Annotated in this window: 13 protein-coding genes and 3 pseudogenes; 8 read left to right on the forward strand and 8 right to left on the reverse strand. The window is 53.9% G+C overall.

Annotated features, from left to right (window positions below):
* Positions 1-21: 21 nt before the first annotated feature.
* Positions 22-138: pseudogene (locus tag ABOK31_RS35270) on the forward strand (ATP-binding protein); the annotation flags it as partial.
* An 84-nt stretch (positions 139-222) separates the two neighbouring features.
* On the opposite strand, the gene ABOK31_RS35275 reads toward ABOK31_RS35270, so the two are convergent.
* Positions 223-810: a hypothetical protein gene (locus ABOK31_RS35275; RefSeq protein WP_349963319.1), complete on the reverse strand. Its 588-nt coding sequence runs from the start codon at positions 808-810 to the stop codon at positions 223-225.
* 470 nt (positions 811-1280) lie between these two features.
* Between ABOK31_RS35275 and ABOK31_RS35280 the strand changes: the two genes are divergently transcribed.
* The 6 genes and pseudogenes from ABOK31_RS35280 (at position 1281) to ABOK31_RS35305 (ending at position 4719) form a co-directional block, all read left to right on the forward strand.
* Positions 1281-1520: a hypothetical protein gene (locus ABOK31_RS35280; RefSeq protein ID WP_349963321.1), complete on the forward strand. Its 240-nt coding sequence runs from the start codon at positions 1281-1283 to the stop codon at positions 1518-1520.
* A gap of 124 nt (positions 1521-1644) precedes the next feature.
* Positions 1645-2148, forward strand: coding sequence for a hypothetical protein (locus ABOK31_RS35285; RefSeq protein WP_349963322.1), 504 nt, complete (start codon positions 1645-1647; stop codon positions 2146-2148).
* Between the two features lie 142 nt (positions 2149-2290).
* A complete protein-coding gene (locus ABOK31_RS35290; RefSeq protein WP_350019326.1) occupies positions 2291-2680 on the forward strand; it encodes a YcxB family protein in 390 nt (129 codons plus the stop codon).
* A 302-nt stretch (positions 2681-2982) separates the two neighbouring features.
* Entirely contained in the window at positions 2983-3129 is a 147-nt protein-coding gene (locus ABOK31_RS35295) for a transposase family protein (RefSeq protein ID WP_349963490.1), read from the forward strand.
* A 43-nt stretch (positions 3130-3172) separates the two neighbouring features.
* Positions 3173-3580: pseudogene (gene dnaE2 / locus ABOK31_RS35300) on the forward strand (error-prone DNA polymerase); the annotation flags it as partial.
* A gap of 209 nt (positions 3581-3789) precedes the next feature.
* On the forward strand, positions 3790-4719 hold the full coding sequence (locus tag ABOK31_RS35305; RefSeq protein ID WP_349963324.1) for a hypothetical protein: 930 nt from the start codon (positions 3790-3792) through the stop codon (positions 4717-4719).
* Positions 4720-4792: 73 nt separating this feature from the next.
* Here ABOK31_RS35305 and ABOK31_RS35310 read toward each other — a convergent pair whose 3' ends face one another.
* The 4 genes from ABOK31_RS35310 to ABOK31_RS35325 form a co-directional block, all read right to left on the reverse strand.
* Positions 4793-5404, reverse strand: a complete 612-nt coding sequence (locus ABOK31_RS35310) for a GNAT family N-acetyltransferase (protein ID WP_349963325.1) — start codon at positions 5402-5404, stop codon at positions 4793-4795.
* A gap of 82 nt (positions 5405-5486) precedes the next feature.
* Positions 5487-5756 carry an IS66 family insertion sequence element accessory protein TnpB gene (gene tnpB / locus ABOK31_RS35315; RefSeq protein ID WP_349963326.1) on the reverse strand — a complete coding sequence of 90 codons (270 nt, stop codon included), beginning with the start codon at positions 5754-5756 and terminating at the stop codon, positions 5487-5489.
* On the reverse strand, positions 5753-6115 hold the full coding sequence (locus tag ABOK31_RS35320; protein ID WP_105374904.1) for a transposase: 363 nt from the start codon (positions 6113-6115) through the stop codon (positions 5753-5755). Before ABOK31_RS35320 ends, tnpB begins: the two co-directional genes overlap by 4 nt.
* Before the next feature lie 432 nt (positions 6116-6547).
* The gene (locus ABOK31_RS35325) at positions 6548-7906 is read right to left on the reverse strand and encodes an oligosaccharide flippase family protein (protein ID WP_349963327.1); all 1359 of its coding nucleotides are present in this window, start codon (positions 7904-7906) and stop codon (positions 6548-6550) included.
* Positions 7907-8780: 874 nt separating this feature from the next.
* Here ABOK31_RS35325 and ABOK31_RS35330 point away from each other — a divergent pair.
* Entirely contained in the window at positions 8781-10328 is a 1548-nt protein-coding gene (locus ABOK31_RS35330) for an alpha-N-arabinofuranosidase (RefSeq protein ID WP_349963328.1), read from the forward strand.
* An 89-nt stretch (positions 10329-10417) separates the two neighbouring features.
* Here ABOK31_RS35330 and ABOK31_RS35335 read toward each other — a convergent pair.
* From ABOK31_RS35335 to ABOK31_RS35345, 3 genes and pseudogenes are all read right to left on the reverse strand, one after another.
* Positions 10418-10623 (reverse strand): annotated as a pseudogene (locus tag ABOK31_RS35335) (transposase); the annotation flags it as partial.
* A gap of 2 nt (positions 10624-10625) precedes the next feature.
* Positions 10626-11477 (reverse strand): ABC transporter ATP-binding protein, encoded by an 852-nt coding sequence (locus ABOK31_RS35340; RefSeq protein WP_349963330.1) that lies wholly within the window; start codon positions 11475-11477, stop codon positions 10626-10628.
* On the reverse strand, positions 11474-12463 hold the full coding sequence (locus tag ABOK31_RS35345; protein WP_349963331.1) for an ABC transporter ATP-binding protein: 990 nt from the start codon (positions 12461-12463) through the stop codon (positions 11474-11476). The genes ABOK31_RS35340 and ABOK31_RS35345 overlap by 4 nt, the downstream gene beginning before the upstream one ends.
* Between the last annotated feature and the right edge of the window lie 2 nt (positions 12464-12465).

A 12465-nucleotide genomic window follows, 5' to 3' on the forward strand; every position in this document is an offset into this window, starting at 1 on the left:
AGCGCTACGCTCTTTTCATGCCTTGCCCACCATTGCCATATCCTGGAAACAGCAAACGACAGCTTCCGCTTCAAGGCCAGCTCGGCTGCGGCAGCACAGAAGAGAGGAGAAAAGCCCAATCCCTTGACCAAACCCTGATCAGAAAACCTTACTCAGAGGTGGCTCACTTCTCGGTGGACATCGTGCACCCCCGCATCTGCGCCGATGCATATCGGCAACGGTTCAGGCGACTTTCGCGGCGAGCATTTCATTGATGCAGTCCTCGTTCCGCGCTTCCAGTTGCTGAATTGGAATTGCGTTGATGAACATGCGGATCGTCGCGTCGAGGTCGACGCCGGATTGGGACCAGCCGGGACCGCAATCGATCTGTTTGCCCGCGAGATCCTCGACCTGGAACAGGCCGCAGGTTTCGCCGGTCTCGTCGTCGACCGCAAGCTCGAGTGTACCGAAGTGCCGATGCTCATCATTCCAGTAAACGGCAACCTGAAGATAACGGATGTCAGGCCGATTGCCGATCTCCGTCAACAGCAAGCTATGGACCTCGTCGGTCGATAGCGACTTCGGCTCATCCCAGCAAAGTTCCTCATCCAAGGTCGGATAGTCCATCACGTTTTCCAGCAAGTCGCGCATGCTGTCGAGATAGCGAAGCATCTCGCGCGACTTGCCACGGAAGCCGGGCAGGTCATCCCTGAACCTGTCAAAGGCATCGCGGCCCAAATGGCCGACAAATTCATGAAGTGCCATCGCTTGATCCTGGGTAATGGTGAGGACACCCTCTCTGGGCCGCGGCTCTCTCGAATATTCAAACATTCCCGTCTCCTCCACTCTCGAAACTTGGGACCCAGCCGCGGGTAAAGCCGACGCTCATTCCAGCTTCACTAAGGGCCAACTGTCCCCGAACGAATTGCAGCTCGGCGAGCAGAGCGCCGATGGTCGCATGGGCGTCGCCCCCAAATAGGCTAAGCACGGATCTCACCTGATCAAGTTGCGGTTCGTCGGTCTGAGCGGCTAGGGCTGTCATGAGGCAATACGTCTTCCTACCCCCTTGGTGCCAGGGGAGTTTTAACTGCGGTTCATCGATATGGAATTGCGCGACCGGTTATCGCTCCGGCAATGTGTTCTTATTATGTTCTCATTTGTGATTGAGTCAAGAGTGCTTCGTGTTTGGTCGAAATCCGACTGCCTGGCGGCCCGAGGCCGAAAGTCTTGAATCGAAATATGACCGAAATTATTTTTATTCGCGTCCGAGATTGCCGATACGCGAAAGGAGGAAAACGACGATGACCGAGCGGTTTGTCAGCAGGCATGATGAGCCATTGACCTCGAATGATCTCGATATCTGCCAACGGGCCTTGGACGGAATTTTGGCGAGGCTAAGGGTCGGAAAGGATACAGAGGAAGCGCAACGTGCGGCAGCCATCATTATAGAGCTCTACCGACAAGGCGTGCATAACGATACGCAGTTGGCAGATGTTTTACTCGATACGGCATGTATTCTACCCGGTTTTCCCGCCAGGTAGGAATGCTTCAGACGTGATCTCTCGGCCTTCATCGCAAAGGTCCTGAATTTTGTCGCCGCTGCTATTGTCATGGCAACAATAGTTCACACATCGGCAATGCGCAGTGCCTGACCGAGGATGATGGATGCAGGATCAAAAGAAACGAAATATCTTCGGACTGCTTGACGCGGCCCTTGCTATCTTTTCCTTGCCCGGCTCGGCATCACCCCGATCGAACGCTAACAACACAGAGATGATCAGCGCGATCGCGAGGGAGATCGTCAATTGCGGAGAACTCAATTCTGTCGATTGGGGCGAGGTGTCGGCAATCTTCTCCTTCGATGACGACGGAGATGTGCGGGAGAGCTACGGTTACGCCTACGAGCGCAGCGGCAACGCTCATGCAGCCGCCTTTCTCTACGATTCCGTTGAGAAAGAGGTGAAACGGTGTCGCGCACGGCTGCGGCTGAAGAACGATAAGGGCATTATCAAGATGCTCATACAGTTCAATAAAGAGACGCGCAGTTTCAACGCGGATTTCGAATATGACGATCCGTCGCGCTGGCAGGTAACGCCCAACAATATAGGTTCAATTGCGGAGCAGCTAAGGCTGAAAGCCGACTTCTCCGATCCGTCGAACCGTTTTTAGCTGCGAGGCTTGTATGAACCGGAAGGCCGTTGTGACCCTAAATGAGCTCGATCTTCGTCGAGCGGGTCGCCTTCACGTTTGGAGCTCAATACGCGATCCGCGTATTGTGACCAGAATAGCGCTCCTCTGGGCCGGAGCTATGGTGGCGCTGGCAGCCTTCCTTGGTTTGGCGGGGATGCCATGGCTTGAATTGCGTGCGGCCCTGCCGGTCTTTGCCTTGGTCATAGCCGCTGCGACTTTTGGCTTCGCATTCGTGTTCCCGCTTCTGATTGGCCCGGTTGTGATCCACCGCCGCTTTCGCCAGGACAAACTACTTCGCCAGGCTGCCGAGATCAGCTGGAATGAAGAAGCCTATGAGGTCAATCAGCCCGGCACCCACAATCGATTTGCCTGGACCGACTATTCCAAATGGCGGGAAGGTCGCCATACCTTCCTGTTTTTCCGGTCCGATTATAGCTATCAGGTCCTGCCAAAGCGCGTGCTCACACAGGAACAGATAGACGACATCAGCAAGATTCTTTCACGCGGTTGAGCATCGTCACGCAGAAAAGACTCCGGACGAGCGGTTGCTGTCGCAAAAATGCTGAAACGGGCTACGTCCCATAGGCTAGTCGCAAGAGGAGTTGCAGGTAAATGCTGAAATATCCTGTCGTTTGGCATTTAATCGGGTTCTTCCTCAATTTCTGTGGTAACAGGGTGTTAGCGCCTCGACCGTTATCTGCGGGGATGCGAGCGCAATTAAAATGGTAACCCGGCCCAAGGGTCAAAATTCTGGGTACCACCCTTCAAAACCAAGAGAACTGGATTGTTTCCGCTGTTGCGAAGCCTGTCGGTATCTGCCCGGATTGTGGAAGGCGAAGTCGGCACCGGCACTGCTGGCACAACCGCCGCCTCCAGGACTTGCCTGTTCAAGGTCAAGCTGTGAAAATCAGACTCGCACTGAACCGCTGGCAGTGTAGGCACCGGAAATGCGAGCGATGAACCTTCACCGACAGACTGCCGGAGATTGCCGCACCCTATGTGTGTCGACTTCGAGCATGAGCGACGCGAGGAGGTAATCCAGTGGATCTACAAAACCTATGGTCATGACAAAGCAGCTCTTTGTGCGACCATCACGCGCTACCGCGCCAAGGGGGCGATCCGCGATGTCGGCAAGGCGCTCTGCCTGCCGGAGGACGTGATCAAATCCCTCTCGTCGGGCATGTAGTCGTGGTCGGAAGAGCTGGTGACCGATCGAGGCCTGCGCGAGTTGAACCTCAATCCCGACGATCGCAGGCTGGCTCTGACCCTAAAACTGGCGCAGCAGCTGATGGGCGCGCCGCCTCATCTCGGCCGGCATCCCGGCGGTTTCGTGCTGACCCATGATCGGCTCGACGATCTCGTGCCGATCGAGCCTGCGAGCATGGCCAATCGGCAAGTGATCGAATGGGATATGGAAATACGACGTTGCCGACGATGGAGCGGCAACCTATCGCGGCAAAGCGGATTGGGACTGGAAACCTGGCGAGAAACCAAAGCGGCTGACTTATCGCGATGATACAGGTAGAGCTAGACGCCCGGCCGTGAGCACGCCGCCCTCGACAGGACCTCCGGCTCGGAGCCAATAAGTTCCTGCTGCCCCGTTTTCGACAGGATTGAAGAATGACCGACGCTTCCGAAAAAAGAAAATTCCTGGCCAAGGAACTGCCGGATTGGCTCTCACGCAAGGAGCGTCTGTTTCGGCAGAAGCCCATGGAGTGGCTTGCAGATTTCGACCCCGCCGGCAAGACCGATGTGAACGTGAAGCTAGCGCCGGCGCGCTTCGAGCGACTGGCAACATGGTATCGCAGGGAATATGCCCTCTCGGGTATCGGAGCCGCGCCGGATATCGCTCTGTTGTCGGCCTCGACGCGCAACGACATCACGAGCTATCTGCTCGAAATCCCGATCTATGACTTCCACGCGGAGAATCTAGGCCGCTACAATTTCGACCGTTATGGAAAGCTGCTGGCGCAGGTTATTGCGACAGGTTGGAAAGACGAGGCCGAACTGGTTGCCCGCCTCGGCTTCAAAGAACTGAACCGCCTGATGGACCGGGGTATTTCCTATGGCCGCTTGCCTTGGTTCATGCTGGAACTGGCAAAGGATTGGCTGAAGGCGGATGTTGCCATCGACAGCGAGTTCCGCCAGCACGAGGTCGCAAATCTCGGTGTTTGGGACAAGCTGCTCGCCGGCTGGCGCGATCCCAATGAGCGGTCTTTTGATGCGTTGATGAGCGAAATGGCCGAATACCATCTGGCTCAGTCCGAAATCGTCGAGAATACCGAGAAGGACTGGTACGAGTTCGAAGAACTCTCCTATTGGCTGTTACCGGTTGAATTACTGGCCGTGCTGCGTCTTCGCGAATGGGGCGGAATTGCCAATCCGCCGCTGACTCATCCGATTTTCTGGGTCACCACGCTTGCCAACCTCTATCCGTCCCCGGCTTGGCCGAAAGATGAGACGGTCGATCGGGCGGAAGCGAAGTTCCGCGCCCTTTATCCAGACATCCCCTCCGTTGCGGACCTGCAGCGCCTGCGCAACGCACAATAGGCCGCAGGAGGGTGGCGAAGCGGCGTTTGCGAGACCTCGGCTTCGCAGACGCAGGCGGCCCAAGCAAAGAGGCTCAGTCGCTGATCATTTTCTCCATCTGCACTGCGTTCCTGGCAAGGCCGACTAGTTCCGATATATCCCAGTCGTGTTGAGACCATCCGGCTTTCAGATAAAAGCCGACAGCGTCTGGTGCGGCATTGACCCGCAATAGCCGGATGCCCCGGTTCTTCGCTTCTGCCTCAAGGAGGCCGTTTAGTCTCCGCCCGTGTCCAAGTCGTTGCTTGTCTTTCACGATCGCAACCAATCTAACGATGCCAACTTCGCCACGTTGATCGAGCCGCACCACCCCGATAGGCACTCTATCATCGAATAAAAGAAACGGTGTATTTCCTTCAAGACGGTCGTCTGCATGATTCTCGTCGTAAGAAGCGCTGTGCCGGTCGGGTTTGAATAGTACAGCTCGACGAATGTCATGCATTGCACGCCAGTCGTCTGCCGTAGTCACCGGCGCCAATATATATATGCCATTAGTCCTCTGCCGCTTCAAATTTCGAGGTTCGCGCCAAGCGTACAGCGGAAATCTTCTCGGTGGGAGTTCCTTTTCTGTCGCTAGCGCTGCTTTCAAACCGAAAGCAAGAGAAATCGCGTGGGCCATGTGCATCTGGAAAACCGTCAATCTTGCCATCGAAGCTGCCCCACATACGAAAAGGGGTCAAAAGGGGCTGATTTGGGAACCGTGTCGCTATACAGGGCAATTGTGCCATTCCTCATCCTCGATCATAATCCGTGGTTGTGGTTGAGCAGATGCTCGCGGAGGGTAACGAAGAGGCCTTATGACCAAGCTCGATATTAATGGTGGTCGCTTTGCAACGGTTGCCTGATAGCCTTGCGCCGCTCACCGTGCCGAAGATCGCGCCCGAGCCCGGCGCCTCCTTCACGACCGTTTCGACCAGCGCCGATAGGCCATCGATGCCACGCCGCATATCCGTCACTCCGCAGGCCAGGTAGACCCGCACATTCCCCGATGGCCCGATCATGCCGCCTCCACGCAAGCGACGAGCGGGCCAAGCAGCTTCAACTCAACGTCAACCGGAACCTTCAAGCTCCGACCGTTTCGAAGCAAGATCTCGACGATCGCCGGCCTCGTTGCTGCGGTAGACGGCTGGCTTACGCCAACCTCCTCGGTAATTTCCACCGGGAGGAATACCGTCGGCCGATCGGCATAGCTGAATGATTGCCGCCACAAGCGGATCTGGCCCGGATGAATGTCGTGCCGGCGCGCCACATCGCCAATGCGAGCACCGGGCTCATCAGCTTCCGCAAGTATCCTCAGCTTCGCCTCGTCCGACCAACGCCGTCTGCGCTCGGTACCGGACATGATCTCTATGCGAGCCATGAAACCTCTTTGTTCTGGCATTAATGTCAGCACTAATGCTGGTTCTAATGCCAGAACATCGCCTGATTTGCCCGATCAGCAAAAACAGCTCACCGGACGCTCACGCATAAGCAAAGCTGGTGATATAGCGAGATCGGACCGTCAGCGTGTGAGGAGATCAGCGAACGGTAAGGACAAAGGATTGGAAAGGGGGCTGGAAATGCAACCGGCTCAGTGAGCCTCGAGCTCGTGGAAGTGATTTGCGCCAGCCCCGCTTAGCTCCATACCGGCAGCAGTATTATCCAGACTGCATCAAAGGCCTGATACATGACCGCATCCAATCACACGTTCAAACCGCTCAAAGAAAAAAACTTGCATGAACGGGGGCATCCATACATGAGCCGGAAGACGCTAGGTTCCCGGCGGCCCAAGCTTCGGTGTCTAACCGGGTTTTTACCCGCCATGATCAAAGATTATTTTGCCTATGTAAGCAAATAAAAATGAACACGAGATGGGAAAGGCTATTGCGCGAACAAGACTAAATCTAGCTAGATCGTAGTAGGTTCTTACCCCCCAAACAGCAAAAAACACGAACAATTCCGAAATAATTGTCGCATGAACCGCACCTAGGGCACCAAAATGCGGGATAAGACTAAAGTTTAGGAGGACATTTAAAACGGCGGAACTGAGAGTGATCAGCATATGAGCTCTTTGGAAACCCCATGCGATCAATGGCTTAGCGTATCCTACATTTATATATATGAGCAACAAGTTCAGCGAAAGATACTGAAAATATACCCAACCATCGGAAAACTTTTCCCCGTAAACCGCGGCAAAAACTGTTTGGGCAAAGAATACGCCCAGTGCAGCCAGAGGGGCTCCGATAAAACTCAGAATGCGCAAGAACGCCCGAGATCGTTCTTTCATCATTGCATCGGAGCTACGTGCTACCTCCGAAAGTAAGCCAAAATGAACTTTGAGAATTGCAAAACACGGCGCGGTCAGCATCAACATCAACGCATATGCAGCCGTATATTTCCCGACTGTCGCCTCATCAAAATAGTAGTTAATAACAAATGCGTCTGAGTTGTAATATATCAGTATAGAAACGTATGATAGTGCATTTGGCGCGGCGGCCACGATCAACGCACCGCTTCCTCGCAATGAAAGTTTTCTAATTTGTATCCCAATGCCGCAAAGCACAGTGTAAATGATTAGAAAACATACTTTCAATACCTGAACCGACACATAAAGCAGAGCATACATATATATATCGCCGGGCGCCCGCACAAAAAAAGAGCAAGTAAAAACGAGAGCCACGTCCAAAAAAAGGGTAGACACGAATACGAACGTCGTATGTTTGACTGCCTGAAGGAACCAAGAAATATTTGCACAATTTGCAAACGCTAACCCGACAATTATATACCACAGTTTGTTGTCAATGTATCCTGTGACTGTATTAACTGTAATACTGAAAAAAACAAACAATACTGATAGGGGAAGTTGTATTGATATAACTAGCCATAAAAAGCGGTTTTTTAGCTGAGGATTGCGAGCAACCTCGCGCTGGGCTATCTCTGTGAGTCCCAAGCCAGCGGCTAACGTTAAATACGACACTATCTGAACAGCGAGATAGAATTCTCCAATCGCGGCAGGGCCTAATGCGCGAGCGGCGATCGCGCCAGAAAAATATGTAGCGACAGCTGAAAGCATCCCACATATTGCTGCATAAAACGTCCGCGAGCCGGCATAGCGATATTTCTCGACGACCCGTTGATATCCTAACTTGTTCAAGGCTGCTATATTGCGCATGGCTGGCCCTTTATACCTCGAATACGAGTTTTACGTTGCTTGTAAAGATTTACCTCACCTAAAGTTCTGCGGCACCGCACCGGACCCAGGCTCAACCGACCAGCTTTTTTCGCAATGTACTTATGAATACGTCACACGTTTCGCGGTATACTGTATATTATCTGTCAGCAGAAACATTAGTTTATTTCTAACTAGCCAGTTGTTGTTTGGCGAGAACCACATTTTCCGATCCGATCGTTGCCTGCCTATGCTTTGTTGGCGCGGCCGTGCTGCAGGGAATTCAGGCGTGACGCGCAAAGTTCTTTGTTTTCAAAAAGATCACAACTTCCGTGGATATTGCTGTTCTACCCGCGCGAGCGATGAGGTATAAATTCATAGTCTACAATGGGTATTGGATCCGGCTGATTTTCTTGGCAGACACGATGCGGTGGGTTCCGACAGTGTCTGCTGAATTACTTCCGCCGGACATTCGTCGACCATCAATCTTGCTCCATTGATCGCGACAAATTCAAGGCGCATAAAACAACCGCTTCGGTTGCAACATATGATCAGAAGTGTAACTATGCAAGAGAGAACATATTCCATATCGGAACTCTTGATTTAAAATATCGGTTCACACCCGGCATGCGCGAAAGAACTCCGGGCCGCATCTCAGCGTTATCGATCGACGGAAGTAATTGGGGAGTTACAGCTATACCTTGGGATGGGCAGGGCGTGGAGTTTCTGTGTCGGTCGTTGCACGAGTCTGGGATCGCACTGCCCTGATTTATATCTAGTTTCTAGATATGGAGACTTGATGGAACCCGTTCCGTAGAACGCGCTGTCAAAGGTTAGCGATCTCATACAAGTTTTTTCTAATACCTCGGAGGAGACCATGGAAGCTAAGGTAATCGCGAACAGCGCATTCATAATATCTAAGATCGACGATCGCCTATATGGCTCATTTCTAGAACATCTCGGAAGAGCAATTTACACGGGTATTTATGAGCCTGAACATTCGGAGGCTGATAGCGATGGCATGAGGCTCGATGTAATTAATCTGGTGAAGGGTCTAAACGTGCCGACCATTCGGTATCCTGGTGGTAATTTCGTGTCGGCCTACAATTGGGAAGACGGTGTCGGTCCGAGAGATCTGCGCCCCGTGAAATTAGATCTAGCCTGGCATACGTCCGAGACGAACGAGATCGGCCTGCACGAATTTGCAGATTGGTGTCAATCCGTCGGATCGGAGATGATGCTAGCGGTGAATTTAGGTTCGCGTGGGTTTAGCGAAGCAAGAAATCTCTTGGAGTACTCGAACCATCCGAGCGGGACTTATTGGAGCGATTTGAGAATAAAGAACGGCAGGCTGGAGCCATTCAACGTTAAAGTTTGGTACCTCGGAAATGAGTTGGATGGGCCATGGCAGATTGGCGGAAAAACCGCTCATGAATACGGTCGTCTTGCGCATGAGACCGCGAAAGCGATGCGCGCCTACGACCGCTCTCTAGAACTTATTGTCTGCGGTTCGTCAAACCCCCGAATGCCGACTTATCCAGAGTGGGAAGCAACCGTATTAGAGCACACTTACGAAGAGGTCGATTACATCTCTCTTCATATGTATTTTGGCAACCCGGCTAATGACACGCCTACATATTTAGCCATGAATTATAAGATGGACGATTACATCACAGCGGTCGAGGGCGTCATAAAATATATTCGTGCAAAAAAGCGGCAAGAGAAGATGGTTTATATCTCGTTTGATGAATGGAATGTTTGGTATCATTCGCGGCCACACGACAAGGCGTTTCTAGAGGGGAGGAATGGCTGGCCGATTGCACCTCCAATATTCGAGGATATTTATAACTTCGAGGATTTATTGCAGGTTGCACTTGTAATTAATACCCTCATTCGGCGATCCGATATTGTGCGTATTGCATGCCTTGCACAGCTTGTTAATGTGATCGCTCCAATTATGACCCAGCCGAATGGACCTGCTTGGCGGCAAACCATATACTATCCATTCGAGTTCGCGTCCCGGTTCGGTAGAGGAAAGGCGCTCAATCTCAACGCAGACAGCCCCACATACGCGTGTTCTATTAGAGGAAATGTATCAAGCATTGACATTGCAGCGGTATCCAATGAAGAGACTGAAGAGGTGGCATTTTTTCTGGTTAATCGGTGCGAGCATAATGTAGTGGTCAGCATTGAGCTCCAGGGGTTTGGGTCAGAAATATCTATCGTCGATCACCAGGTAATATCAAGCCTTGATTTGAAAGCAACGAACACACGCGACTCTCCCAATAATATCTACCCGAAACGGTGTGACAGCGCACTTATCGAGCTGAACACGGTAAAAATTCAATCCGGCAGTTATTCATATCATATGATACGAGTACGCTATTCGCGCGATGCGGATACGTTTCAATTCGCGCGGGATTAAGCTTGCCCTTGGGATAATTTGGCTTGATGATGCCGCCGTAGGTCAGATTTTCGTCGTTGGAGAGACCCCGCCGATAGTCGATCATCTCAGACATAGGTCCAGCTCCCGTAGCAGTCTTTCCCTTCGCCAGGATCGGCTAGGTCGTGTCATCACCATGTACTCGCTCGCGGCCAAAACATGCGCCTCAATCACCGAATGATAGGCTTCAACGCCTCGGCGCATGCTCCGACCTGGTCTGCCAGTGCCGACAAGGTGAGATGACGCCCTCGCGGGGATAGCACTCGCTTTTGCGGTTGGTCAGTTGCTCTTCAGCCCAGATACGGAATGTTTCGACCTTCGCTTTGCTGTGCATGGCTCTCCGCTGAGCACAGCCTCCTTCAAAGCCTGCGAATAAGGATGTTGCGGATTGTCGAGGACCGCACGTGCGCCACCTTGCTCGACGATTTCGCCCTTTTTCATGATGATGATCCGATCGCTGATATAGTAGGCCGTCGCCAGATCATGGGTGATGTAGATGATCGAGAGCCCAAGGTCCCTCTTCAGCTGACCGAAGAGGTTGACGATCGCCATTCTCAGCGAAGCATCGACCATCGAGACTGGCTCGTCGGCCACCAGCAGCCGCGGTTGCGGAATGAGCGCCCGCGCGATGGCCGTTCGTTGCAACTGACCGCCCGACAGCTCATGCGGAAAACGCCCGTTAATCTCGGCAAGCGTCAAGCCGATGTGGGCGAGCGCCTCGTCGGCCATGCGCTCGACATCGGCTCGGTTTGGCCGCGCGCCGGCAGGCGCAAAACTTTTTGCTGTTTCAAAGAGATATCGATCGACCCTCTTCAGCGGGTTGAATGCCTCGAACGGGTTCTGAAGAACCGGCTGCACTTCGCGCATGAAGGCGCGGCGCTCGGACCGTCCGTGAATGGCGACGGGTTTGCCGCGAAAGGTGAGATCACCCGATGTCGGCGCCGTCTGACCAAGGATCATCGCCGCAATGGTGGATTTTCCCGAGCCCGACTCGCCGACGATGGAGAGGATTTCCGGCTCCTCTCCCAGGCTCAGACTGACATCGTTCACCGCCACGATCTGGCGGCGGCTGAGCATGCCGCCCTGGCGGTAGATCTTGCTGACATGCGAGAGGGAAAGAAGATCGCTCATCGCGCGCCTCCCGTCACCGCGAAGCAGGCCACGCGCCGATCCGGCTCGACGGTCACCATGGGCGGCGCTTCGCGGCTGCAGATGTCCATGCGCTTCGGACAGCGCGGGTGAAAGCGGCATCCCTCCGGTGGCATGGCGAGATTGGGTGGTCTGCCCTCAAGCGAAGGACGCGTCGCGGCATCGCCGATCCGCGGCAGGCTCGCGACGAGGTGTTGCGTATAGGGATGCAGCGGCATCTGAAAAAGCTTGCGGGTCGGCGCCTCTTCCACCAGCCGACCCGCATAAACGATGCCGATGCGATCGGAAACGGCGGCGTGAACGCCCATGTCATGGGTAACGAACAGGAAGGACGAGCCCATTTCGCGCTGGATTTCGCGGATCATCGACAGCACGTCGCGCTGGACGATGACATCGAGCGCTGTCGTCGGTTCGTCGGCAATGATGAATTCCGGCGTGAGGATGGTGGCGAGCGCGATCGTCATGCGCTGACGCATGCCGCCGGACAATTCATGCGGATAGGCATCGAGCAGGTGGGCATCCAGCTTCAGCCGCTGGAGATGTGTACCAACCCGATCAAAGAACGTGCCGCGATCGGCTTTCATGTGGCGGAAAGCAAAATCCGTGAACGAGTGCCGGATGCGCCGCACGGGATTGAGCACATTCATCGATCCCTGCATGATGTAGGAGAGATGGCGCCAGCGAAGCGACGCCCGCTGCTCCGGCGTCATGGCGTAGATATCCTGCGTGCCGCTGTTGAAGTGGAACTTGACAGCGCCGGAGACGACGCGAAGCGGCGGCCGGATGGCGCCCGCGATGGTCTTGATCAGCGTCGTCTTGCCGCTGCTTGATTCACCGGCAACCCCGTAAATCTCGCCGCGGCCGATCGACAGGCTGACATCGTCAACCGCCCGCACTTCGCGATCGACGCCGTAAAGGAAGGCCCGGTAATAGGCCTTGAGGTTGTTGACTTCGACGACAGCCTCCATGC

The sequence above is a fragment of the Rhizobium sp. ZPR4 genome (genome assembly GCF_040215725.1).
Lineage (GTDB): Bacteria > Pseudomonadota > Alphaproteobacteria > Rhizobiales > Rhizobiaceae > Rhizobium > Rhizobium rhizogenes_D.